This window comes from Nocardiopsis ansamitocini (assembly GCF_030268225.1).
In the GTDB taxonomy this organism is placed as follows: domain Bacteria; phylum Actinomycetota; class Actinomycetes; order Streptosporangiales; family Streptosporangiaceae; genus Nocardiopsis_D; species Nocardiopsis_D ansamitocini.
The window spans coordinates 1-25,650 of record NZ_BSQG01000012.1 but is presented as its reverse complement, the minus strand read 5'-3'; the positions used below and the strand labels follow the sequence as shown (position 1 = coordinate 25,650).

The following is a 25,650-nucleotide window of genomic DNA, read 5'->3' as shown; positions in this document are numbered from 1 at the left end:
AGCTGTTGCGCTCGCGGAGAGGCAGGGCCGAGCGGATCCCGTCGCTTCCCCGCCAGCCGGGGGAATCCCGGTTCCCCGCGGCCGTGTCCCAACAAGGGATGTGGCAAGGGATCGAACGGCGGCCCGGTCCGGCCCTGGCCATTATCAGCGGATTGCGTTTGCGCGGCCAGCTCGACGTGGGAAAATTGACGGACGCGTGGAACATGGTGATCGCCCGACACGAGACGTTGCGGACCGCGCTCTGCATGGAGCACGGCCAGTTGACACAAGTGATCGCGGATCGGCTGAGGGTCCCGATCGAGGTTACCCGTGTGTCTGGCCTGGCGGAGTGTGATGAGATCAGTCGACAGGAAGTCGACCGGCGGTTCCCGCTCGATCAGCGTCCCCTGGCCCGGTTGCGATTGCTCCGGTTGGCCGACGACGACCACATCGCACTCCTTCTCGTCCATCACATCATCGCCGATGCCAGGACTCTGGAGGTATTGGTCCGGGACCTGGCGGTGTGCTACGGCGCTGTTGTAAGCGGAACCGAGCCGGTGCTGCCCGCGCTGTCGGTCCAGTGGTCCGATTTCGCGTCGTGGCACGCCCGACGCCTTGCCGGTGCGCGGGGGGCCGAGCTGACTGCCTACTGGTCCGAGCGGATGGCAGGCGCGCTGCCGGCGGAATTGCCCACCGATGTCGAGCCGGGGGACGAGACACCGGAAGAGGCGCAGCTCGGCGGCATGGTGAATATGCCTGTCGGCTGTTCTCTGTTCGCCGAGCTGTGGAAGACGGCGAAGAAACGGCACACGACGCTCTACACAGTGGGGCTTGTCGCGTTCGCTGTCTTGTTGGCCAGGAACTCCGGACAACAAGACATTGGTGTGAACGCACCGATCTCCTATCGGGACCGCACCGAACTTCGCGACCTGGTCGCGGACTTCTCCAATGACGTGATCGTGCGCGTCGACCTGTCCGCGAACCCGACCTGGGACGAACTGATCCGGAGGACCCACGATCAGGTCGTCCGCGATTTCCTCCACAATGACCTGCCACCGCACTTGTTGGCCCCCCACCTCGACGGAACCGACTTGATGGAGCGAATGGCCCAGGTCCAGTTCACGGCGGAGCGCGAACCGGAAATCGTGGAGAAGGCCCTCGGCCTTCGAGTTGAACGCGTCAACCCGCCCCGCCAATACGTGCTGCGTCCGTTGAGCCTGCGGTTGAGGCACGATGATCAAGACGCGTTCGTACTGCTCCGTTACCGGGCGAACAGGTTCACCCACGCCAGAGCCGAACAATTGGCGACCGACTACATAGCGTTGCTCGGCGAGTTGGCCGCGCAGCAGCACAGACGAGTATTCGACTGAGATCGTAGCGTCTGTCAGGGTTTCGCCCGACTACTGAATGCATCTGGCCGATGCCAACGTGTTGTACGAAACGTCGCGCATCGCCGTATCAAGGGTGGGAGTCCTCATGGGCAAGGTCGCAGTGCTCACCAACGATTTGCAGTACGACCTGGTGAACAAGAACGAAGAACGGATCAGAGCGATCGAGGAGGCGACTCCGAGTTTCTCGCGATTCCTCAACGAGATCCGCCGTCGTGGACACCACGTACTGCATCTTCAGCTCGTCAACCTGCCGGATGATCCCATCGCCGAACGCTACGAGGGCAGATTGCCGGCGCAACGCGGTACTCAGGGAGTCGAGATCCTGCCCGTTTTCCTCGACGAGTCCGACATCCTCGTCGAAAAGAACAAGGACAGCGGATTTTTCGAGACCGACCTTCACGAGCGCCTGCAGTCGCTTGGCGTGGACACCGTCATCGTGACCGGGATGCAGGGGCAGATCTGTGTCCAGACCACCGCCGCGGATGCCTTCTTCCGCGGTTACAACGTCTGGGTGCCCAGTGACTGCGTGGTCTCGGCCCGGGACAAAGACCGGATCAGGGCACTGGACTGGTTGGACGGCTACTGCGCCACGGTCGCCGAATCCGACGAGATCCTTCGGACGTTGGATGTCGAAGGCGGGCTGCCGCGCAAGGTCTTCGTCACCCCCTGACCCGTACCGATCATGTATCCGACGCACCGATGGACGGGAACCGCGTGCTGACAGGAACACGTTCTTTCGCAGGCCGGCAGATCGTGCTCGACCACGGGACCGGAGCCCGGCTCAGCCGTGAGCTGGTCGAGTACGTCGTGGCTGTGCTCGGCGATGTCTATATCGGACAGATGGAAGACAGCGCCGTCCTCTCCGTCGCGGCCGGACAATTGGCGATGACCACCGACTCGTTCGTGGTGGACCCGCCGTTTTTCGGAAACGGGGATGTCGGAAAGATCGCGGTCTGTGGGACGGTCAACGACCTGGCTGTAATAGGCGCCACCCCGAAGTACCTCACGCTCGGCATGATCATTGAAGCCGGTCTTCCGGTCGCGGCACTGACCCGGGTGCTCGAGTCGATCCGGGAGACCGCACGTCAGGCCGGTGTGCTGATAGTGGCAGGCGACACCAAGGTCGTCCGTCCGGGAGAAGCGGACCAGATCTACCTCAACACGACCGGGATCGGTGTGTTCGAGCGGACGCCTTTGCGGATGACCGACGTGCGAGCGGGCGATCAAATCGTGTTGAGCGGACCGATCGGCAATCACACCGTGCATTTGCTGTCCGTTCGTGAAGGCCTCGGCTTCGAGAGTCGGGTATCCAGCGATTGCGCCCCACTCAACGGTCTGATCACCGAAGCGTTCGAGTCAGTCGAGGACGGCGCCGTGAGGTCCGTTCGGGACGTGACCCGTGGTGGCCTGGCGGCGGTTCTGCATGAGTACGCCAAAGCGCTGGGAGCCGGGCTGCGAATCGATGAACAGGCGCTACCGGTCGACCCGGAGGTCAAAATGGCGTGCGACATGCTGGGTATCGACCCCCTGAACACCGCGAACGAGGGCTGCGTGTGCCTCTTCCTCGATCCAGGAGCGGTGGAACGCGTCCTCGCCGCACTTCATAGCCATCCATATGGTCGCCGAGCGGTCGTCGTCGGTGAGGTGGCGGATGACACCGAGTCAGCCGTGCGAATGCGGGACCGGGACGGCCATATTCGGATACTCGAGGAATTGCAGGGCGCCGAACTGCCGCGACTGTGCTGAGCGGATGGGACACATGCGGCATCAGAACATCCGTCATCCTGCTGAAGCGGATCCGGGAGCGCCTGTCGAGCGTTGGTCGATCGAGGTCAACGGGGTCGTCCAAGGAGTAGGGTACCGGCCCTTCGTCTACCGGACGGCCACCGCGATGGGGTTGACGGGTTGGGTGCTCAACGACACCCTTGGCGTCAGGATCGAAGTGAACGGTTTCGTTCCGGTCCTCAAAAAATTTCTTGCCGCGTTGACCGAACAAGCTCCATTGTTGGCGCGCGTCGATCGTATTTCGCTCGAGACAGCTGTCCCGGTCGACACCGCGACAGCGCCGACCGGATTTGAGATCAGGAAAAGCGTTCGCACCGTGCGGGCACGGACATTCGTCGCGCCGGATTCGCACGTGTGCGGGGATTGCCTCCAGGAGGTCCTTGATCCGGCCGACCGCCGTTACCGTTATCCGTTCACCAATTGCACCCACTGCGGTCCGAGGTACTCCCTCATCCAGAAGTTGCCCTACGACCGCGCGCAGACGACCATGGCCCGGTTCGCGATGTGCCCCGACTGCGCAAAGGAGTACACCGACCCGGGCGACCGGCGGTACCACGCCCAGCCGAATGCCTGCCCTGCCTGTGGCCCAAGGTTGACGCTCGCTGGGCCGACAGGTGATTTCGCCGAAGGCGAGGACGCGCTTCGGCTGGCCAGCGACGCGTTGGCCAACGGTCGGATCGTCGCAGTGAAAAGCGTTGGTGGTTTTCACCTCGCAGTCAACGCACGCGACCGGGACGCGGTGCTACGGCTGCGGCGTGCCAAGCGACGCGACTCCAAACCGTTCGCCCTGCTTGCCGCGGACCTCGCAGGCGTCTCGGGCTTCGCCGAGTGGGGCCCGGCCGAGGCGGAGCTGCTCATCGCACCTGCGCGCCCGATCGTCCTGCTGCGAAAGATACCGGGCGCGATCCCCGAAGAGGTGGCGCCGCGCAATCCCAGTCTCGGGGTGATGCTGCCCTCCACACCGTTGCACCACCTGCTGTTGCTACCCCCTGGCCCGGACCTGCTGGTGATGACGAGCGGAAACGCCTCCGGTCACCCCATCGAGTACCGCAACCACGAAGCCCTTGCCCGGCTGTTCTCCGTCGCCGACCTCGTACTCCACCACGACCGGGACATCCAGATCAGGGTCGACGACTCCGTGGTGCGCTGTTCGGTCCACCCGGAACTCGACGAACCGTTGGTCAGTTTCCTGCGAAGGTCCAGAGGGTACGCGCCCTATCCGGTGCGCGTGGACGATTCCCAGGAGCCGGTGGTCGCACTAGGGGCGGAATTGAAGACCACCGTGGCGGTGGCCGACGGGAAATCGGTGTTCATCAGCCAGCACATCGGAGACCTGAAGAACGACGCCACCTTCTCCTCACATCAGACGACCGCCTCCCACGTGGCCGCGTTGCACGAATTGCAGCCACGGTACATAGCCTGCGACTCCCACCCGTCGTTCAGAGCCACCAGGACGGCCGTGGAACAGGACGTGGCCGAGGTGCTGCCGGTGCAACATCACCATGCGCACATGGCCGCCTGCATGGCGGAGAACCGGTTGTCGGGAACCACGCTTGGAGTCGTCTTCGACGGTGCGGGTTATGGAGGGGACGGAACGATCTGGGGCGGCGAGTTCCTGCTCGGTGATTTCGAGCGTGTCGATCGAGTTTCCCGGTTGCGGTACCTGCCGTTGTTGGGAGGCGACAAGGCGGTGCGCGAACCGGTCCGGACCGGTTTCGCCCTTGCGTTGGACGCTTTCCGCACCTCGGAGGCCGCGTGCGCCGCTTTCCCGGCCCTCCGTGACCTGTCGCAGCGGGAGAGGCATGTTTTCACCACGATGATCCGCAAAGGGGTCAACGCGCCACCGACATCCAGTATGGGGCGCTTGTTCGACGGAGTCGCCGCGTTGCTGGGTCTTTGCACCCGGGCCGAATACGAGGCGCAAGGGCCGATAGAGCTGGAAGGACTGCTGGATCGAGACCTCGCCTTGACCGAGTCTTATTCGTTCGATCATGTCCCGCGGGCCGACGGTGTGGAGGTCGACCCGCGCCCGGTGGTTCGACAGATCGCGGTGGACCTCGCGGCCGGCGAAACGCTTTCGGTGATCAGTCGCAGATTCCACTCAGGAGTGGTCGGGCTGGTCGTCGACCGGTGCCTCGCACTTCGCGCTGCCCGGGGAATCCGGCAGGTCGTGCTCTCCGGTGGCGTTTTCCTCAACGAGTTCTTGGCGGTGAACTGCCTTGTGAAGCTGCGTCGAGCCGGTTTCCACGCGTACGGCCACCGGTTGGTGCCGTGCAACGACGGCGGGATCTCACTCGGTCAGGTGATGGTTGCCGGAGCTCTGATCCGGGCCCGGCAGGAGAACCAGTGAACGAACCCAAGGAGGCAGGGATGCAGAAACCGGATCTCACCGTGGAAGACGTTCTGCGAATGCTCGTGGCCAATGAGCGGGCGGCCTCTCACGTCCTGAACATGGTGCCGTCCGAGAACGCCATGTCCGGTCTGGCGAAACTGCCCATGCTCACCGATGCCTATCACCGGTATTTCTTCAACGAGCAGGGGAACCCGGACCGCTGGAACTTTCGCGGGGGACAGAACCTGTGGGAGTTGGAGACGAGTCTGACCGTGCCGTTGCTGGCCCAGTTGGGAAAGGCCGGGCACGTGTCGGTTCGGCCGCTGAGCGGACTGAGCGCGATGGCATTGGTCTTGGCCTCGCTGGGCGGCTCGCCCGGTTCGACGGTGATGACGATCTCGCCGGAGAACGGCGGCCACTACGCGACCGGTTTGATCGCCGAACGGATGGGTTTAGGCGTCGACTGCCTCAGCGGACCCGACCCGCATTGCCTGGACCTGGAGCACGCGGCCCAGTTGTTGGCTGAGAAACGCCCTTCCCTGGTCTACGTCGATCAGTCCCATTGCCTTTTCCCGGTGGACATCCCAAGCCTCGTGCGGACGGTTCGCACTGCCAGTCCCGAAACACTGGTACACGTCGACGCGAGCCACTGGTTCGGTCTGGTCCTCGGCGGTGTGTACGCCAACCCCTTGGACTGCGGCGCCGACAGTTTCGGCGGCTCCACCCACAAGACCTTTCCCGGGCCGCAGAAGGCGGTCTTCCTGACACGGAGTCCCAAGGTCGCCGAACGGGTCGAGCAGACCCAGGACTATCTGATCAGCAGCCACCATTTCGCCACCACCATAAGTCTCGGTATGGCGCTATTGGAATTCCGTGATTTCGGTGGTGAGCAGTACGCGCGCGCGGTCGCCGACAACACCCGGCGGTTCGGCCGGCTGTTGGTCGAGCGCGGAATCCCCGTGGTCGCCGCCGATCGTGGATGTTCGGCAGGGCATCAGTTGTGGTTGGACACGGCAGCGGAAGGTATCGCGGCAAAGGTGGCAAGCCACCGCCTGTTCCAAGCCGGTATCCGGGTGAACTTCATGACAGGTCTGCCCGGTTTCGTGGAGGCCGGAGTCCGTGTCGGTCTGAACGAGCCGACCTACCGCGGTATCACGGTGGACGACTTGCCGGAACTCGCGGACATCTTTGCGGACGCGGTCCGTGACACCGGACACCCGTCCGCGTTGTCGGCGCGTGTTGCCCGGTTGCGCGGGCGTCCCGGGTACGGCTTCACCTTCGAACCGGACTCACCGGTGCTGAGTGATGCGGCTTCTCTGTACACCGAGGCCGTCACCGCCGGCCATGACAACTCCGACAACCCGGGGTTGCCCGGTTGGCCGGATATCCGAAGCGGTCGAGAGCAGGTTTCAAGGTCGTGATGAATCGCGGTACACGTCGACCCGTGATCGGTATCGCCGGCTATTGTGAGTCGGCTCGTTGGGATATCTGGGACTCCCAGGCGACCCTCATCCAGCACTCTTACGTCCAAGGGGTCACGGATAATGGCGCTCAAGCGGTGGTTCTACCGCCAGGCGCCGTCGAGGCCGACATCCTCGACCACCTTGACGGGTTGTTGCTGCCGAGCGGTGCCGACATCGACCCCGCGCTCTATGGCAGCCCCCGGCACAGTGCCACCGACCGGGCTCGTCCGCAACGAGACGCCACAGAACTACTCCTGCTCAGAGCGGCTTTGGCCAAGGGGACACCGGTCCTCGGCATCTGCCGCGGCATGCAGCTGCTTGCGGTCGCGACAGGGGGAAGCCTGTACCAGCACCTACCGGATTCCTTGGGGAACGAAGAGCATTGCCCACGGGAAGGGGAAATGGGGGAGCACGAGGTTCGATTCGTTGTCGGAAGTCGTGCCGCGGACCTCTTCGGCGAGCGTGCCTCGGTCAACTCCCATCACCATCAGGGGGTCGCGGACCCCGGCAAGATGACGCCGACCGGCCACACCGGGGACGGTCTGATCGAGGCGCTGGAGGATCCGGAAGCGCGATTCGTCCTCGGGGTGCAGTGGCACCCCGAGATCGCGAAAGGCGAAGAGGTGTTCGCGGCGTTCGTCGCAGCGTGTTCTCCGGTCACGAACGATCGGGGTGGAATGCGTGGATGAACGCGATCGCCGATTCCACGGGCCGGTACGGCGGTGCCTGTCCGCTTCTCCTGGCGGGGGCGCCCCGCCTCGGGACGAAGGTGAACTCCACCGTGGTCGGTTTGTGCGCAAGTGGGAGAAAGGGGCAGCCGCGGCCGGCATGGCGCAAAGCGAACTCTGACCGATCGCACGAGAAGGGCCGGTTCGTGAGCGGATAAGAAGATCGTCCCTGGGGCAAGAAATTTTTTGCCCTGAAGGTCCGGGGAGACCGGTGTCGGAACACGGATTCCACTGTCAAACGAATGGCCCTGACAGGGGTGCGCGTCGAGAGGACGACGCGCGGTTTTGGGTGAGCGCCTGGAATCCGATCACTTTCCCATAGCGAGGGACTGATCATGTGGCTTCACCGGTTCAATCGGTTGGAGGAGTGCCAAGCGTGATTTTTTCTTCCACGACCCACCAAACCATCGTCGACGTACTGCGTGAACGTGCCGCGAACACGCCGGCACGGCTGGCCTTCGAGTTCCTCGAGGCGAACGGGGCCACCCGCTCGATCACCTACGGCGAATTGGACATGAGGGCCAGGGCGGTCGCGGCAGGGCTCGGCCGGGCGGGGCAGCGTGCCTTGCTGCTGTACTCGCCGGGAATCGATTACATCGTCGGGTTCTTCGGCTGCCTGTACGCCCGAGTGATCGCCGTACCCGTCTATCTGCCTACTGGGCAGCGAGGGCTTCCCGGCATGATCGCGGTCAGCGGTGACGCGGGCGTCACCGTGGCCCTCGGCGACCGGGCGAGTCTGACGGCAATACGGTCCAGGCCCGACTCCGCCGCCGCGATAGCCCAACTGGCCACCCTGGTCACCGATGAGGTGCCGGACGAGGCCGCCGATGACTGGTCCGGGCAGGCGCCGGGGAGTGAGGACCTGGCTTTTCTGCAATACACGTCTGGGACGACCGGAGCGCCGAAAGGCGTGATGGTCCGGCACGCCAACCTCATCCACAACTCCGCCGTCATCAGGGACGTGATCGGAGCCGATCCTGACAGCCGATGCGTGAGCTGGCTGCCGCCCTATCATGATATGGGGCTCGTGGGCGCTATCCTCCAACCGGTCTACGCGGGCTACCCCTCTACGCTGCTCGCCCCTATGACGTTTCTTCGCAAGCCGATGGTCTGGTTGGCCGCGATCAGCCGGACGCGCGCCACAGCATCGGTCGCGCCGGACTTCGCGTACCTGGAATGCGCACGACGGATTGATCCCGAGCAGCGGGCCTCGTTGGACCTCAGTAATTGGCGCCATGCGCTGACCGGTGCCGAACCTGTTCGGGCGAGCACGATGGCGGAATTCGTGGAGGCATTCGCGCCATCCGGTTTCCGGCGGTCGGCGTTCGTTCCGTGCTACGGACTCGCTGAGGCCACGTTGTTCGTCTCCGGAAATGCCGGCCGCGAATCGCCTCCCGCCGTCATCGAGGTCGGCCGGGAGGAACTCGCGTCGGGGCGTGCCGTTACGGGGATCGATGCGTCCGGAAAATCGGTGGCTTTGACCAGCTGTGGCCGGCCTCGCTCCGATGACCTTCTGATCGTCGTCGGAGAGGAAGGGGAAGAATGCGAACCCGGGACGGTGGGCGAGATCTGGGTCAGCGGCCGGGGGGTGACCGCCGGGTATTGGGGGCGTCCTGAGGAAACCGAAAGGGTTTTCGGCGCCAGGTCGCCCGGTCATGGCGAGCGCGCTTTTCTCCGTACAGGAGATCAGGGTTTCGTGTTGGCCGGAGAGCTGTTCGTCACCGGCCGGAACAAGGATCTGATGATCGTGCGCGGCCGTAACCACTACCCGCACGATTTGGAGCACACGGCCGAACGTGCCCATCCGGATCTGCGTCCATCGGGAGGGGCCGCCTTCTCGGTGGATGACGGTGTGTCCGAGCAAGTGGTGCTCGTGCACGAGGTTGTCCGGGGATTTCGCCCTGAGAAGGCCGAAGCCGTCGTCGAGGCCGTCCGCGAGGCTGTCGTCGCAGAACACGGTCTTGCGCTGCACGACGTCGTCCTCGTCCGGCGCGGCGCCATCCCGCGCACCACCAGTGGGAAGATCCGGCGTGGTTCCTGCCGTCACCGGTGGATGGAGCGCAGTCTGCCGACGGTTTCGGCAAGTCCGACGGTGGAGCGTCCCCGCCCGCTGGTGAGGCTGCGGAACCCCGATCTTGCCGACACCGTCGGCGCGGTGCTCGGGGTGAGCCCCGGCAAGGTCGGGGCGGACACCTCACTGGTGGCCAACGGCCTCGACTCGCTCACAGCGGTCCGACTGGCGGGTGCCGTGCGGGATTCGTTCGGTGTCGAGGTTCCTGTGGACCAGCTCCTCGACGGCATGACGCTTTGCGGCCTCGACCATTGTGTGAACACGCTGCCCAAGACGAGCGGACCACCGCGGCAGGAGCCTCCAGGGCGGGTCGGGGCGACCCGGGCCCAGCAGTGGATGTGGCTGCTGGACCAGAGGATCGGCGCCAGCGGAGCGTGTCATGTGGTGGGGGGCGTGCGGTTGACCGGCGGACTGGATCCGCTGCTGCTGTGGAGGTCCCTGAACATCCTGGTGGACCGGCACGAGGCATTGCGCTCGGTGTTCCGGCTCCGAGCGGACGGAGGGATAGGCGTCGAGGTCCTGGACGAGGTCGTGCTCGAACCCACCCAGGTGGACGTATCGGGAACGCCCGAGCCCGACCTGTCGGTCCGCGCGGTGATCGACGAGCTGGCCGAACAGCGGTTTCAACTGGAGGAAGGGCCACTGCTGCGCGCTGTCCTGATCCGTGGCGCCGATGACGACTGGTTCCTCGGTGTGTGCGCCCACCACATCGTCGTCGACGGGTGGTCATTGGGTCTTCTTTTGAGTGAACTCGGCGCGTGCTACCGACTGCTGGTCTCGAAGGAAGCCCTGCCAGCCCTCCCGAGTCCTGCCTCGGCCATTACCGACAGTCCGCTTTCCCAGGCCGACACGGTCGGGGCGGAGCGATTCTGGCGGGAGCACCTCAACGAGGCGCAGGCCGTTGATCTGCCTCTCGACCACCCGATGCCGACCGAGCCGAAGTGGAAGGCCGACTCGCTGCCGTTCGGATTGAGCCTTGCGCAGACCGAGCGGCTCAAGGCGTACGCGGCCGCGCACGACGCCACGCCGTTCATGGTCCTGATCGCCGGGCTCGGCGCGGTCCTGGCCCGGTGGACGGGACAGGACAAACCGGTGATCGGAACTCCGTCCACCGGACGGGATCCAGCTACCGCGGAGCATATCGGGATGTTCGTCAACGTCGTGCCGACCGCCCTGGACATGTCTGGGTCTCCGACGTTCGGGCAACTGGTCGACCGGGCACGCACTGCCTCCCTGTCCTCCTACCCGCATCGGAGACTGCCGTTCGAGCAGATCCTGCGGTTGGCCGGACCGGAGAAGCCCTCCTTCCGAGCACCGTTGGTCCGAGTGGTGCTCGTTGTGCAGAACGTGCCCATGTACCCATGGCAGGTAGGGGATGTGAGGGCCGAACCGTTCGAACGCCCCGCTCCCGGGGCGCAGTTCGAGTTGTATCTGAGGGTGGCCGAGCATCAGGACGGCAGGATCGCTGGTCATGTCGTCTATATGTCCGAACTCTTTGAAAGTGCGTCGATCCAGGCGCTGCTCGACGCCTTGCGGAACCTGCTCGACACGGCGCCGACCCTTCCGGACGTTCCCGTGGCGGATCTTCCTCTGTTCGTCCCGACCGAGGAGCGCGGGCTCTCTCAGCCTCCCGCGAGCCTTCCCCAACGGTTTCTGCACGAACGGGTGGAGGAGCGGGCCGTCCGTGAAGCGGACGCTTGCGCGGTAACGGTGGGAACCAGGAGCCTCAGCTATCGGGACATGGAAGCCGACGCCAATCGGCTCGCCCGTCTGCTGCGCGACTACGGAGTCGGTCCGGAGGACACCGTTCTGGTGGAGACGCCCATGGTGGTGGAGAGCGTCGTCGCGGTTCTGGCGGTACTCAAAGCCGGGGCGTGCGTCGCACTGGGGGCATCGGAGGTTCGCCCGAAAGCTGTGCTGGGCGTTCGAGGGGGCGCGACCGGAGAACGGTGGGGTGACGCCGTCAAGGTGTGGCTTGATACCGAGCCGCAGGCCGGTTATTCCGCGAAGCGCGTCGAAGCGGCGGTCTCCCCGCGGTCGCTCGCGCTGGTGGACGAGTCGGGATTGTTGTTCGATCACACCGCTGCGGTCAGTCGGATGGCGGCGCTACCCACGTTGGGGGCAACAGAGGTCGTACTCGCCCAGCCGTCTGTCGTGGAACTGATGTGGTTGCTCGGCGCCGGTGCCACCGTCGTTCTCCGGCGGGAAGGCGATTCGGTTCTCGACTTGATTGTCGAGCATGGCGTCACCACCTTGGTCGGGTCGGCCGACTCGGTGGACAGGCTCCTGGCTTTTCCAGACCCCTCCGTCGGGATGCTCCGGCGAATCGTCTGCCGCGAGCCCCTCCCGTTTTCTCTGGTGGATCGGGTACGGACCGTGCTGCCGTCTGCCGAACTGGTGGAGCCGGCCATCGTTGCGCGGGCGGATGTCTTCGATACGAAAGGACGTCTCCTTCCCCTCGGAGCGGTAGGGGAGATCCGCATCGGAGGAGAAGCCGTCCCACGGGGATACGCAAACGGACCCGCGCGGACGGCGGAACGCTTCCCGCCCGATCCGGTGACCCATGGCTCCAGGCTGTACCGCACCGGTTGGCAAGGGCGTTGGACAGCGGCGGGAAAAGTGGAGACGGTCAGGCCGACCGATCGGCCGGTTCCCGTCGGACAAACGGCCATGGAGACGGACATCGCGCCGCGCAACCAGGTCGAGCTCAGGCTCGCCGGAATGTGGAGCGAAGTTCTTGGTCTGGCTGAAGTCCCGGTGAACAGGGATTTCTTCGAACTCGGAGGACACTCGCTTCTCGCCACCCGAGTCGCCGTCCGCATCCGGAGCGACTTCGGGGTCGATGTTCCGGTGGCCGCGTTGCTGGCCGGAGGGCTTACCGTCGCCGGACTGGCCGAGCGGGTTCAAGCCGATCAGTTCGACCGGGCGAGCGCCAATGATCTGGCGGAACTGCTGGAGGGCATAGCCGGGATATCCGATGAACAGGCAGCTCAGCTGCTTTCGGGCAAGACGGAATTCGATAGTTGAATGAATCGCTTTCGTGTGCGGGAAGTTTTTCCGGGGAAGGTGGATCTTACCGTAAATCTTGACGGGGCCACTACGCGAGGTTACTATTTGGTTGCAGTTATTTTCAGAAAACTTTGATTCGGGGAATGCTCGCTCGTGAAGCTGGTTCTTCGGGAGGGTCCGGCCTCTGTGGTTCGCGCCCAAATTTTTGCGTGAGGTTTCTCGGCCAAACCGTAGCCTGAAGTTGTCCCAAAATAGGGTGGACGTAATTCATCTTCCACTTCAATTGCGTTTCGAAGAGTGGGGTATTGGGGCGGGACACTCGCACCCGTAGCGTTTTCAGGTCAATTGTTCCCCGGCTGCCTACAGTCGTTTATGGACAACAGCGACCGTGGCGCTGAGCTTACTGGAGGGGCTTCATTGATGATTCTCGGCGCGCTGCCCGGTTCGTGTCCCGGGCTCAAGTCCGAGCCAATCGCCCAAAGCCGCCCCGCGGCTCTTGCTCGATTCGAGCACCTATTGAACTGCGGACCGCCAAAGGCCCGGCTGATCGAGATCAGCGGAGACCGATGGAGCGAGAAGACGGCGTTGATGAAGGATTGCGCCAAGGTCGCGACGAACGCGGGCTGGCAGGTGGCAGCGGGGTCCGCGGCTTCACCGCCCCAAGGAGTGCCGTTCGGGGTCTTCGCCGAAGCGCTGGACGGACTGATCAGTCGTTTCGGTTCCGAACTGGTGGCCGACTGTCCACCTGAGCACGTGCGCTGGCTGGGTGGGGTCTTCCCCGCTTTGGCCAGCACGACCTCACTCGCCGCCCCGGTGGGGCCGAGCCAGATCTACCACGTGTTGCACGCCATCCGTCAGTTGATCAGCGCGGTCGGCAGATTCGGAAACCTGCTGCTCTTGCTCGACGACATGCATTGGGCCGATGAGAAGTCGATGGCGTTGCTCGCGCACCTGCTGCGACATCCCCCTGACGGCAACGTCTTCATCATGACCGCGCAACGACCGCGACAGTTCCACGGGGTGCTCCCCAGCCAGGTCGCCAACGCGGAGAGAAACGGAACGGCGCTGCGTATCCTGCTCGCTCCGCTGTCCGAACGGGACGCGGCGGCTTTGCTGCCCGGCGACCTCAGCGCTTCTTGTTGCGCGGAGCTTCTGGACGAGTCCGGTGGCAACCCCGGGCTGCTTCGGACGTTGGTCTCGTTGAGAACGGCCCGGTATCTGTCCTGCGGTCCGCCACCGCAGTTGCCTTCCGACGTGTTCGTCGACTGTCTGCGTGACTTCCGGGAGCTTTCCGCCAACGGCTGGTTGGTTGCCAGGTCTGCTGCTGTGCTGGACGATCCGTTCGAGCCCGGACTGCTCAAGGAAGTGGCCCAACTCGACGACGACGACGTGTGGGCGGCCCTCGACGAGTTGATCGCCGAAGACGTGATCCGTGTCGAAAGCCAATCGAGCCGACTGAGATTCGCCAACAGGCTGCTGCGGGCAACGGCTTATCATTCGGCCGGACCGGGGTGGATGCTCGGAGCCCACACGAGGGTCGCCGATGCCCTGATCGCCCGTGGGGAAGCGGTCGAGCAGGTCGCCGGGCATCTGGAACACGCTGTCGTGAATGGTGACGAGGAGGGTGCCAGAATACTCCTGGACGGTGCGCGGGAGTGTTTGTGGACCGACCCGCTGAAAGCGGTCTCCTGGGTGAAGGCCGCGGCACACCTGAACGTCCAGTCCGTCGAACACCAGCTTGACCACCGTTTGCTTCTCGCCAAGGCGTTGGCATTGGCCGGGAAGTTCCTGGAGGCGTCACGTGTATTGGACCCTCTGGTGGAGGGCGGACGGGAAGAGGCCCATCGGGGAGAGGCGATGTGGTGGCGTGCCTGGGTGCGCGACCTGACCGGCAGGTTTGACGATGCCGGCTCGGATCTGGACGCCTTGCTGGCGGCCACCCCGCCGGATCGGTCCGCCGCCCCGGTTTACCGGGCGAAAGTCGTACTCGCCCTGCGTTCGGGCAAGGCGGACCGGGAGGCCGTCGAGCTCTTGACCGAGACACGGCCGGAGCCGTCCGGCGCCGGAGCCGGTCACGTGGCCGCCGTTCTGGCCGCGGCAGCCTGTCGAGAAGGTGATTACGAGCAGGCCAGGCGGTACGCGACCACCGCCCGGAGCCTCACCGCTTCGCCCGACGCCGACGTCGAGGTGGACATCGAAGGCGTTTATTGGCTGGCGTACACCGAGACGGAGCTCGGCGAGTACACCGCGGCCATGGCACAGTACGAGCGCGGCCTGAGGATATGTGAACAGCGCCAGCTCGACAGCATGGTTCCCCATTTCGCCGTCGCCCTGGGGAGTCTCCAATCGCGGATGGGCGATTTCGACGGAGCCGTGAGGCATGCCGCGTGTGCGGGGAAAGCGGCCACCAGGACCGGTAATGACTACCTACGGGCCCTTGCCGCTGATCTCGGGCGAATCGCCGGAGCGGCCCCGGAAGGCACACGGGGGCCCATGCGACGTGGTCCGGCCCCTTCGGAGGGGAACGCCGGCCGTACGCGTGTGGTCGATTCGTGTGTCTGGGACGGCAAGGCGACGACCGGTCCGGAGAGAAGGTCCGAAGACGAACTGGAAAGCCTCAGCGGGCGGGAAATGGAGATCGCGCTCCTGGTCAGCGACGGAAGGACCAATCAGCAGATCGCCAGAAGGCTGGAATTGAGCCACAAGACCGTCGAGACGTACCTGGCCCGAATCTTCAAGAAACTGGTCGTTTCCTCACGAGCGGAAGTCGCCGCGACAGTCGGCCGTAGCGGGCAGTCCACGGCGACGATCGGCGGGCCGTCGGCTACCGCCGCGCCCACCGTCGGGCGAACCCCGGACATCACAACAGTGGGCCGCGTGCGCAAGTCTGCTTAGACGAGGCTGGGACACCGACCCCGCGTTGGAGGTTACTCATGGCTGACGAGCAGACGTATCACGTCGTTTTGAACGAGGAACTGCAGTATTCCATCTGGCGAGCGGACTTGGCCATACCGAACGGCTGGCGGCCCGAGGGAACGAGCGGCACGAGGGAACAGTGTCTGGCGCACATCGATGAAGTATGGACCGATATGCGGCCGTTGAGCCTTCGGCGGCAGATGGAACAGACGGAACGGGCGTGAGGGGAGCCTCGGATGCGCCTGCAGTTCACAGAGAACCAACGCCGGATGCTCAATCGCCTGTTGGACGAGAACGGGATCGCGAAGGCTCCGGACGAGATCCGTCCGTGGACCGGGGACCGCTCGTGCGCGCCGCTGTCGTTCGGCCAGGAACGGCTGTTCTACTTCGATCAGCTGCATCCCGGTTCGGCCGCCTACCACGTGTGCGGCGCCTTGCGGCTGTGCGGAGCGTTGGACACGGACGCGCTACAGGCAGCAGTACACCAACTGGTGGTTCGGCACGAAGTCCTGCGCACAGGGTTCACCGACGGGGCGGGAGCGCCTCACCAGGTCGTGTACTCATCCGAGCAGTCCAGGGTCGACATCCACCAGTCGGACATCGACAGCGACCGGGTACGCGATCGGGTGGCCGAACTGGCGCGGACCGGCTTCGACCTGGCTCGGCCACCGCTGGTGCGCGCGGAGTTGTTGAGGCTGCGGGACTCTGAACGACCCGAGTGGGTCTTGGTGCTATGCGTGCACCACATCGTGGTCGACGGATGGTCGTTGGGGTTGTTGATCGACGAGTTGAGCGAGACCTACGCGGCGCTGCATGCGGACCGCCCACCGAGGCTTCCAGAGTTGACGGTCCAGTACGTGGACTTCGCGGTTTGGCAACGGGAACGGCTGACCGAGGCGATCCTGGCCGACCAGTTGAATTTCTGGCGGGAAGAGCTCGTCGACCTGCCTGCCGGGGACCTTCCCACCGACCGGCCCCGGCCCGCGCGCAGGTCCTATGCCGGGGACGTCGTTCCGTTCAGGGTCCCTCCCCAGGTCGTCAGCTCGTTGAGAGGCGTTGCCGACGGTATCCGGGCGACGCTGTTCATGGTGCTGTTGTCGGCGTTGAGCGTGGTCCTGGGACGTTGGGCGAATACGCCTGACGTGGTGATCGGGACGCCTCTGGCCGGCCGCCAACGTTCCGAGTTCGAACGTGTGGCCGGCTTCTTCGTCAACACCATCCCTCTGCGTATCCGGTTCGACGACAACCAGTCCTTTCGAGAACTACTGGCAAATATCCGCGAGATCTGCACGCGCGCCTACACGCATCAGGACGTCCCGTTCGAGCAGATCATCAACGAGCTGCAACCGGACCGGGACGAGTCGGGACAGACCTCGTTGGCCCGGCACTGGATCGTGCTGCACAACACGCAGCCGCCGAAATTTCAGCTTCCGGATCTGGAATGTGCTGTGGAGCCCGCGCTCGTCGGCTCGGTGCGTTGCGACCTTTCCTTTCAGCTCGTCCCGTGTGCGGAAGGCGGGCTCGACGGATGGTTGGAATTCTCCACGGAACTGTTCGATCCGCCGACCGCGCATCGGTTGGCCACTGCTTTCCTGACGGTGCTGGCCGCTGTCGCCGCTGACCCTGACGTTGTGGTGGCCGAGCTGCCCGTGATGCCTGCCGAAGTTCTGGACGAACTGCTCCGGCTGTCCACGATCGAGATTCCCGTTCGCCAAGGTGCTCCCGATATCGCCGGGCGGTTCGAGGCTCACAGGGACGCGGCTCCGGACGCAACGGCGGTGATCGAGCCCTCCGGTCCGATCACCTACCGTGAGCTGGAAGAACGGGCCAATCGTGTCGCCCATCTCTTGCGTGCCCGAGGAATCGGTGTCGAAGACCGGGTCGGTGTGTGCTTGGAGGGCGGCGCCGACCTGGCGGCGGCCCTGCTCGGTATATACAAAGTGGGAGCCGCCTACCTTCCCATACACCCCGGCTATCCGCAGGCGCGTCTCACCCAGCTGATAGCCGAGGGGGAACCGCGGCTCGTCATCACCAGTGCCGAACCGGCCGGACTGTTCGCGGACCACTCGGTCGCCGTTCTGCCGGATGACGTCGAACAGTATCCGGTGGACCGGCCGCCCAGGGCCGTACCCCCGGTCGACGCCACCGCATACTGTCTGTTCACCTCCGGCTCGACTGGTCGCCCCAAGGGGGTACTGGGCACGTATCGGGGACTGCTCAACCGGCTCGACGGCATGCAGCAGGAGTATCGAATCACCGCGGATGACCGGGTGCTCCAGAAAGCGCCCATCGGGTTCGACGTGTCGCTGTGGGAAATGCTGTGGCCCCTGACGCAGGGGGCTTCCGCCGTCTCCGTGCGACCGGGAGGACATCGTGATCCCGACCATTTGCACGAGGTCGTCGAGCGTCACCAGGTAACGGTCTGCCATTTCGTCCCCTCGATGTGGCAGGAATTCGTCTCCGGCCCCACTCACGCATGTCTGCGTCTGCTGCTGAGCGGAGGCGAACGAACAACCGTCGATCTGGCCGAACACATTCTTGAGCGCTATCCGGACGCGGTGCTGTACAACCAGTACGGCCCGACCGAGGCTGCGATCGATGTGACAGCGGGTCGGATCTCCGCCCCTTCAAAGGACGGGGTCCCGATCGGACGCCCGGTTCCCGGGAGCCGGGTACATGTCCTGGACGACCGGCTGCGTCCGCAGCCAGCCGGTGTGCCCGGTGAGCTGTACATCGGTGGTCCACAACTTGCACGCGGCTACTTCGACCAGCCCGGTCAGACCGCCGACCGGTTCGTCCCGGACCCCTACGCCGCGACACCGGGCGAACGCCTTTACGCCACCGGGGACCGGGCCCGGTTGTCTCCCGACGGGGCGATCGAGTTCCTCGGCCGGTCGGACAGCCAGGTGAAGATCAGCGGCAACCGCGTGGAAACAGGAGAGGTCGAAGCGGTTCTCCGGAATCACCCTGACGTCGTCCGGGCCTTAGTGGCCGTCCGGGCGGAATCGGAGCCGGTCCGCCTGGTCGCGTATGTTTCCGGCAGCACGGCATTGACCGGCCCCGGTCTCTCCCGCTATCTGGCTGAACGGTTGCCCGGACCGATGGTGCCGGCTCACGTGGTCGTGCTCGACGAATGGCCGCTCGGCCCACACAACAAGGTCGACACAAACGCGCTGCCAGACCCGGAGGGGTGGCGGGCACCTGTCGACGACCACGTCGGTCCGCGAAACCCGTTGGAGCAGAAGGTCGCGGACATCTTCAGCGAACTACTGCAACGGGAACAGGTCGATGTGCATGACTCGTTCCTCGAACTCGGTGGACATTCGCTCCTGGCCATTCGTGCGATCGCGCGAATCAGAGCGGCCTGTGATGTGAGTTTGCGAATCGGTGAGTTTTTTCAGGCTCCCGACGTCGCCTCGGTGGCGCGACTGATCGAACGGCGAAAACCGGAGCCCCACGTCGCAACCGCTCCCATTCCGCGTATCGACCGAAGCTGACAACGAGCCTTCGTTATCGAGTCAGGGGTTGTCCTGACTCCTCCCCATCGGGCGGAGGCCACCACGATGGAAACCGACGAATCTGGAGTTCATCATGAGGTATTCGCCCGAAGCGGGGCCGCCCCCGATCACGGTCCGGGAGCGCATGTCCCAAAGCGCTTTGCCGGCGCTTGTTCGGGCCGAGATCGAGGGCGCCGACCTGAACACATGGCTAAGGGCGAACAAGGACCTGGTGGACGGACTCGCGCACCGGGCGGGAGCGGTTCTCCTGCGTGGGTTCGCCGTACACGGAGCGGCCGGGTTCCGGACCGTAATGGACGTTCTATCCGATCGTGTTCTCGAGTACGGGGAGCGTTCGTCACCACGGACCAAGATCTCTGCCGGGGTCTACACGTCCACCGAGTATCCGGCCGACCAGTACATCCAATTGCACAACGAACAGTCCTACACCACTGACTGGCCGGTCCGGATCGTCTTCTGCTGCGAGTTGCCCCCGACCAGCGGCGGCCGTACGCCGCTGGCCGATTCGCGTCGTGTACTCACCCGACTGCGGCCGCGGACCGTCGCCAAGTTCGAAAATCTGGGGGTCCGGTACGTGCGCAATTATCTGCCCGGTATCGGCCTGTCGTGGCAGGAAGCGTTCCAGACCGACCGCAAGGCCGAGGTCGACGCCTACTGCGCCGAGGCAGACATCGTCGCCGAATGGGTCGACGGGGGACACCTCCGTACCCACCAAGTCCGTCCCGCCGTCCGTGTTCATCCGTTCACCGGTGAGCGCAGCTGGTTCAATCACGCGGCCTTCTTCCATATCACCTCGTTGCCCTCCGAGGTCAGCGCGGGGCTTCTGGAAGTGCTTCCAGAAGAGGACCTGCCCCACAACACTTACTACGGGGACGGCAGCGCGATCGCGGACACCACGTTGGCAGAGATCCGTGCCGCGCTTGACGAGGAGACCACGGCTTTCGAGTGGCGACAAGGCGACGTCCTGGTCGTCGAGAACATGATCACCGCGCACGCCCGGGAACCGTTCAAAGGTCCACGCCGGATTCTTGCCGCTATGGCCGACCCGATCAGCGAGGTGCCGCCGCGATGATTCCCGACGAGAACATCACCTGTCGGCCGTTGCACGACGAGCCGTTCCTGTTGCGGGTGAACGGAGGGGGCGCGGAAGAGCGTCTGGATGCCTGGATCGCGGCTCGCCGCGAATGGGTGATCAGCCAGCTCAACACCTACGGCGCCGTGCTGTTCCGTGGTTTCTCGGTAAACGGCCCAGAAGAGTTCGGACGAGCTGCCAGAGCTCTCTCCCCGGAGTTGCTCGACTACCTGGAACGTGCCGCGCCGCGGATCGAGGTCGCCGACCGTGTTTTCACGTCCACAGAGTTCGCTCAGGACCAGTGGATTCCGTTCCATCACGAGATGTCCTATTCGCACAACTGGCCGAGCCGGCTGTACTTCTACTGCGACGTGCCGCCCGCGACAGGCGGCGCGACACCGGTCGCCAGTGAGCGAGCCGTGCTCCCGCAGATCCCGCAGAGCATCCGACAACGGTTCGAGGAGCGGGGAGTCCGGTACGTCCGCAACTACGGACCGCATATCGACCTGCCTTGGCAGGAGGCGTTCCAGACCACCGACCGTGCCGAGGCCGAGGAGTACTGCCGCCGGGCAGGAACCGAGTTCTCCTGGGTCGGGAACGACGGCCTGCGGACCACATCGGTACGTCAAGCGGTGAGTGCGCACCCGGTCACCGGTGAAGCCGTTTGGTTCAACCACGCCCACCTGTTCCACGTTTCGAATCTCCCGGCCGAGATTTCCTCGATGCTCGTCGAGGAGTTCGGGTTCGAGGGCCTACCACGCAACGCCTACTACGGGGACGGGGAGCCGATCGAGGATGAGGTCGTCGACCTGATCCGCGAGCTCTACCGGGACGCGGCGGTCTCCTATGACTGGGAACGGGGGGACGTTCTGGTGGTGGACAACTTTTTGGCCGCGCACGCCCGGGAACCGTTCACCGGTAAGCGCAGGATCCTTGTAGCCATGTCGGATCTTCACACGAATCGAGGGCATCAGTGACTTCAGCCGGGACACCACTCGGCGATTTCGTCCTTTCGGCGGTGGAACTGCTGGCGGGTGATGACCCCGAGCTCCACGACGCCCTGTGCGGTGAGCACGAACGCCAGGAATCCGCGTTGTCGTTGGTCGCGTCTTCGAGCGTGACCGACCCCTCGGTCTTGGCCTGCCTCTCCTCCGCCGCGATGAACGTCACCGCGGAGGGGTACCCCGGGGCCCGCTACCATGCCGGCTGCGAGCAGGCCGACGTGATCGAGCGGCTCGCCGTGGATCGGGCCAAGGAGGTCTTCGGGGCCCAGTACGTCAACACCCAGTCGCATTCGGCCACCACCGCGAACTACACGGTGCTCTCCAGTCTGTTGAGACCAGGGGACACGATCATGGGGATGCGGCTTGACCAGGGCGGGCACCTGACTCACGGTTCCCGAGCCGCCTACTCCGGAACGTATTTCCAAGCGATCGGCTACGGCTTGGACGCCGACGGCCTCATCGACTACGACGAGGCCGCCGCCTTGGCGGCGTTCCACCGGCCGAAGCTCATCATCTGTGGTGCGACCGCGTATCCGCGAAACGTGGACTGGGCCCGGTTCCGCCGTATCGCAGACCAGGTGGGTGCGCTGTTGATGGCCGACATCTCGCATACCGCCGGCCTCGTCGCGGCCGGATTGAACACCAGCCCCATCGATCATGCCCATGTCACCACGACCTGTACGCACAAACAGCTCGCCGGTCCGCGCGGCGGTCTCATCATGTGCGGCAAAGACGCGGGCACACCCTTCGGCGACACCGGACGAACCCTGGCCGAACAGTTGGCCCGGGCGCTCTTCCCATACTTCCAGGGGGCGCCGATCCTCCCGATGATCGCCGCGAAGGCCCGTGCGCTCGGGCTAGCCCGGACCGCGGCTTACCGGCGGACCATGCGAAGGACAGTGGACAACTCCCGTGCGCTCGCCGACGAGCTGACGGCCCTCGGCTACACCGTCGTCTCCGGCGGGTCGGACAACCACATCGTCCTACTGGACCTGACAGGAAACGCCCTCAGCGGGCTCGTGGCCGAGAAGGCATTGGAAAGTGTCGGGATCATCGTCAACAAGAACCGGGTACCGGGAGACCGCCGATCGGCCTCGACATGCAGCGGCATCCGGATCGGCACGAATTCGGTCGCGCAGAGGGGCTTCGGCGCAGCGGAGATGCGCCACTGCGCAGAGCTGATCCACCAGGTGCTCGAAGCGGTCCGCCCGAACGGCGACCGCGCCTACGCACTGGACGATTTCGCGGCCGATTTCGTACGTGCGGAAGTTCGCAAACTGATGTCGGGATTTCCACTTCCCCGTTACCCCCGACTGTTGGGCGAACCTTCTGGGAAGAGGCAGTGACATGGTCGTGCTCTCGGTGGCGCAACGGAGAAGTCTTCGTCAGTGGCTGAAAGAACCCGACGACGGTTCGGCCAACCGGTCGCTGGTGCTCAGGTTGCGTGGCCCACTCGACCGGGAACCGATCATCTCGGCACTGCACACGCTGTTGGACCGCAACCCGGCGCTGCGCACATGTTTCCGGACGGCCGATGAGGACCCGGTGGGGGTTCTGCTGCGGACCGAACAGTTGGGCGTGGAACAATTCCGGGCCGAGGACGACGAACCACTGGATCTGGTCAGACGCTATGTCCGTGCCAGGTTCGACCTGGCGTCGGCAACGGCTCGGGCAGCGCTGGTGGAAGTCGGCCCGGAAGACCACCTGGTGGTCCTGGCCGCCCACCCCGTCACGGTCGACGCTCGGTCGATGGATGTTCTCTGCGGACAACTCACGGAGATCCTGCACGACGCCACCCCAGGGAACGAACCCATCGCGGAGGCGGGCCAGGACGGCGACTATTTCTGGCGGGCCGCTCTCGAAGGCGCCGACGGGGCACTGGATCTGCCCACCGACCGGTTGCGGCGGCAGGGACCACGACATACGGTCGGGACAAGGAAACGCGGACTCGGTCCCGCGGCTCACGGTCTGGCGACCACCGAAGCGGTGCCGACCCGGGCCGTACTGATGGCGGCACTGGCTGTGGTGCTGCGGCGCTACACGGGCAAGGACGACATCCTCGTGGGTGTCACCACGGACATCCGCAGGAACCCCCGGTTCGTCGGTGCCGCGACCGCGCCCCTGATCCTGAGAATACGGATCAGCCCGGGCCAGAGCGTGCAAGAACTAGTGCGCGCGGTCGCACGCGACGGCGCCGCCGCCCACGGACACAGGCACGCCCGGCTCGACCGCGTCATAGGAGTCGGCGCGGTCCCGTATCAGGTTCTGGTCGACCACCAAGGGCCCGGACGCGCACCGAAGTGGCCCGGTCACCAGGTGGAGCGCGTGGATGTCGAGCAGGATCCGCCGGCGCTGCCCGCCGGGGTCGACGTAAGCCTGCTCTTCGCGGACCGGGGCGGGGGCGTGGCGGTCAGCTGCCGGTACGACGCGGACGTCTTCTCCGCCGAACGGATCGATCGCCTGCTGGCTCATCTCGACCAGACGTTGAACGCGATGGCTGACGCGCCCGGGTCCCAGGTGTCGGGACTGCGCATTCTGACAGAGGAGGAGCACCGGCGGGCGGCCGAGACGTGGAACGCGACCGAACCGGAGTTTCCCGCCTCGGCCACCCTGCCGGAGCTGTTCACGCGCCACGTCGGCCGAACACCTGGGGCGACGGCCGTACGGACCGCGAGCGGTGAGCTGTCGTACAAGGAGTTCGCCGAGCAGGCGGACGGCCTTGCCGCACGTCTGCGGTCGGAAGGAGTGCAGCGCGGGGACGTGGTGGGTGTGGCTGTCGGGCGGACCCCGGATCTTCCCGTCTCGCTGATGGCGGTACAGCGGGCCGGTGGTGCGTGCCTTCCGCTCGACCTGTCCGATCCGGACGAACGTCTGCGATTGATGCTTGACGACGCCGGCGCGGTCATGGTGGTGGCGGACGAGAAAGAGCATGAGCGGCTCGCGCCGTTCGGGGTACCGCTGATCGCACTGCGGGAACAGAGCCCGGCAGCGGCCGAACCTCCCGGGGCGACGACCGTCGAGGACCTGTGTTACGTGATCTACACGTCCGGTTCGACCGGCCGCCCCAAGGGAGTCCTGCTGGCGCAACGCGGACGGGTGAACAACTTCGGTGATTTCAACCGGAGATTCGAGGTCGGTCCGGGCGACGCGGTGCTCTCGGTTTCCTCGCTGGGCTTTGACATGACCACCTACGACCTGTTCGGGATGCTCATCGCCGGCGCGGCGACCGTACTGCCCGATCCGGGGCGGGACCGTGACCCGGCACACTGGCTGGACCTGTTGCGCACGTGCGGCGTCACCATATGGCATTCGGTTCCTGCGCTGCTCGACCTCGTGCTGTTCGCGGCGGAGAAACTCGGTGTGCGAAAGCTTCCCGGGCTGCGGTTGGTCCTGCTCGGAGGTGACTGGATACCGGTCGGGCTGGCGGACCGGGTGCGCGCTCTCGCCCCGTTTGCCCAAGTGATCAGCCTCGGGGGAGCCACCGAGGTGTCCATGGACTCCGTGATCTATCCAATCGATCAGGTCGCCCCTGACCGGCGCAGTGTTCCCTACGGTCGTCCAATGGCCGGCCAACGTGCCTATGTGGTTGATGTCGATGGCCATTTGGCGCCTGTGGGGGTGCCTGGTGAACTCTACCTCGGAGGAGTCGGACTCGCCTGGGGATACACGGGTGCCGCTGCGCGAACCGCCGAACGATTCGTTCCCGACCCTTTCTCCCCTTCGCCAGGCTCCCGGATGTACGCGACCGGCGATTCGGCGGAGTATTTCCCCAACGGTGTGCTCAAGCTGATCGGACGGCTGGATTTTCAAGTCAAGATAGCGGGCAACCGGGTCGAGCTGGGGGAGGTCGAGACCGCCTTGCGTGACCAACCGGGTGTCGAAGCCGCCGTCGCCGCTGCTCCGCCGGTAAACGGTATTCGGACACTGGTCGGATACGTGGTGGGAAGAAAGGGTCGCGGACTCGATCCGAACGAATTGCGGCAAGTGCTGCGGTCCCGTTTGCCCGCGTATATGGTGCCGTCGGTGATTTTCGTGCTCGACGGTTTCCCACTCACCCGCAACGGGAAACTTGATCGGGAAGCGTTGCCTTTGCCGCGTTCGACTCCCGGTTTCGGCTGACCTCCTTGGCCGTGGTCAAAATATTTTGAATTTCAGGACCGAAAACGCCTGTATCGTCGAGGATGAGCAGACAATGGTCAAGTAAACGGCCCCAAGCTCTGTCCCGTCTTGAGGCGCCTTGACGCCGCTTCAGAAACGCACCCTCCGGAGGGAACCCCCGTGCCCGATCTCGTCATCCGGCCGCTCGGCGTCGGCGAGGACGCTCTTTTCGACTCCCTGCCCGACCCCGGCCTGGTCGGCTTCGCCGCGTTCGGCGACACCTA

The 25,650-nt window shown here is 65.0% G+C and carries 14 protein-coding genes; all 14 read left to right on the top strand.

All coding sequences use genetic code 11. From position 1 onward, the window contains the following. Positions 1 to 98: 98 nt before the first annotated feature. Complete coding sequence (locus QSJ59_RS22295) at positions 99 to 1,349, top strand: condensation domain-containing protein (protein WP_349497232.1); 1,251 nt, start codon at positions 99 to 101, stop codon at positions 1,347 to 1,349. A gap of 106 nt (positions 1,350 to 1,455) precedes the next feature. Next, entirely contained in the window at positions 1,456 to 2,040 is a 585-nt protein-coding gene (locus tag QSJ59_RS22290; RefSeq protein ID WP_285761700.1) for a cysteine hydrolase family protein, read from the top strand. A gap of 29 nt (positions 2,041 to 2,069) precedes the next feature. Next, positions 2,070 to 3,116 carry a hydrogenase expression/formation protein HypE gene (gene hypE / locus QSJ59_RS22285; RefSeq protein WP_285761699.1) on the top strand — a complete coding sequence of 349 codons (1,047 nt, stop codon included), beginning with the start codon at positions 2,070 to 2,072 and terminating at the stop codon, positions 3,114 to 3,116. Between the two features lie 13 nt (positions 3,117 to 3,129). Beyond that, entirely contained in the window at positions 3,130 to 5,505 is a 2,376-nt protein-coding gene (hypF, locus tag QSJ59_RS22280; protein WP_285761698.1) for a carbamoyltransferase HypF, read from the top strand. After that, the gene (locus QSJ59_RS22275; RefSeq protein ID WP_285761697.1) at positions 5,502 to 6,908 is read left to right on the top strand and encodes a PLP-dependent aminotransferase family protein; all 1,407 of its coding nucleotides are present in this window, start codon (positions 5,502 to 5,504) and stop codon (positions 6,906 to 6,908) included. Before hypF ends, QSJ59_RS22275 begins: the two co-directional genes overlap by 4 nt. Positions 6,909 to 6,931: 23 nt before the next feature. Beyond that, a complete protein-coding gene (locus QSJ59_RS22270; RefSeq protein WP_285761696.1) occupies positions 6,932 to 7,639 on the top strand; it encodes a gamma-glutamyl-gamma-aminobutyrate hydrolase family protein in 708 nt (235 codons plus the stop codon). Positions 7,640 to 8,054: 415 nt separating this feature from the next. Next, entirely contained in the window at positions 8,055 to 12,776 is a 4,722-nt protein-coding gene (locus QSJ59_RS22265; RefSeq protein WP_285761695.1) for an AMP-binding protein, read from the top strand. A gap of 402 nt (positions 12,777 to 13,178) precedes the next feature. Continuing rightward, on the top strand, positions 13,179 to 15,653 hold the full coding sequence (locus QSJ59_RS22260) for an ATP-binding protein (protein ID WP_285761694.1): 2,475 nt from the start codon (positions 13,179 to 13,181) through the stop codon (positions 15,651 to 15,653). 38 nt (positions 15,654 to 15,691) lie between these two features. Next, complete coding sequence (locus QSJ59_RS22255) at positions 15,692 to 15,898, top strand: MbtH family protein (protein WP_285761693.1); 207 nt, start codon at positions 15,692 to 15,694, stop codon at positions 15,896 to 15,898. A 12-nt stretch (positions 15,899 to 15,910) separates the two neighbouring features. After that, positions 15,911 to 19,171, top strand: a complete 3,261-nt coding sequence (locus QSJ59_RS22250; RefSeq protein ID WP_285761692.1) for a non-ribosomal peptide synthetase — start codon at positions 15,911 to 15,913, stop codon at positions 19,169 to 19,171. 94 nt (positions 19,172 to 19,265) lie between these two features. Next, the gene (locus QSJ59_RS22245) at positions 19,266 to 20,264 is read left to right on the top strand and encodes a TauD/TfdA family dioxygenase (RefSeq protein WP_285761691.1); all 999 of its coding nucleotides are present in this window, start codon (positions 19,266 to 19,268) and stop codon (positions 20,262 to 20,264) included. Further along, positions 20,261 to 21,241 (top strand): TauD/TfdA family dioxygenase, encoded by a 981-nt coding sequence (locus tag QSJ59_RS22240; RefSeq protein ID WP_285761690.1) that lies wholly within the window; start codon positions 20,261 to 20,263, stop codon positions 21,239 to 21,241. The genes QSJ59_RS22245 and QSJ59_RS22240 overlap by 4 nt, the downstream gene beginning before the upstream one ends. Next, on the top strand, positions 21,238 to 22,614 hold the full coding sequence (gene glyA / locus QSJ59_RS22235; protein ID WP_285761689.1) for a serine hydroxymethyltransferase: 1,377 nt from the start codon (positions 21,238 to 21,240) through the stop codon (positions 22,612 to 22,614). Before QSJ59_RS22240 ends, glyA begins: the two co-directional genes overlap by 4 nt. A 1-nt stretch (position 22,615) precedes the next feature. Continuing rightward, positions 22,616 to 25,387: a non-ribosomal peptide synthetase gene (locus tag QSJ59_RS22230; RefSeq protein ID WP_285761688.1), complete on the top strand. Its 2,772-nt coding sequence runs from the start codon at positions 22,616 to 22,618 to the stop codon at positions 25,385 to 25,387. The last annotated feature ends 263 nt before the right edge of the window (positions 25,388 to 25,650 follow it).

Coding starts and splice junctions, on each gene's coding strand:
- hypE (WP_285761699.1), top strand. CDS start 2,070: ATGGACGGGAACCGCGTGCTGACAGGAACACGTTCTTTCGCAGGCCGG.
- QSJ59_RS22295 (WP_349497232.1), top strand. CDS start 99: ATGTGGCAAGGGATCGAACGGCGGCCCGGTCCGGCCCTGGCCATTATC.
- QSJ59_RS22255 (WP_285761693.1), top strand. CDS start 15,692: ATGGCTGACGAGCAGACGTATCACGTCGTTTTGAACGAGGAACTGCAG.
- QSJ59_RS22245 (WP_285761691.1), top strand. CDS start 19,266: ATGAGGTATTCGCCCGAAGCGGGGCCGCCCCCGATCACGGTCCGGGAG.
- QSJ59_RS22260 (WP_285761694.1), top strand. CDS start 13,179: ATGATTCTCGGCGCGCTGCCCGGTTCGTGTCCCGGGCTCAAGTCCGAG.
- QSJ59_RS22230 (WP_285761688.1), top strand. CDS start 22,616: ATGGTCGTGCTCTCGGTGGCGCAACGGAGAAGTCTTCGTCAGTGGCTG.
- QSJ59_RS22240 (WP_285761690.1), top strand. CDS start 20,261: ATGATTCCCGACGAGAACATCACCTGTCGGCCGTTGCACGACGAGCCG.
- hypF (WP_285761698.1), top strand. CDS start 3,130: ATGCGGCATCAGAACATCCGTCATCCTGCTGAAGCGGATCCGGGAGCG.
- QSJ59_RS22290 (WP_285761700.1), top strand. CDS start 1,456: ATGGGCAAGGTCGCAGTGCTCACCAACGATTTGCAGTACGACCTGGTG.
- QSJ59_RS22250 (WP_285761692.1), top strand. CDS start 15,911: ATGCGCCTGCAGTTCACAGAGAACCAACGCCGGATGCTCAATCGCCTG.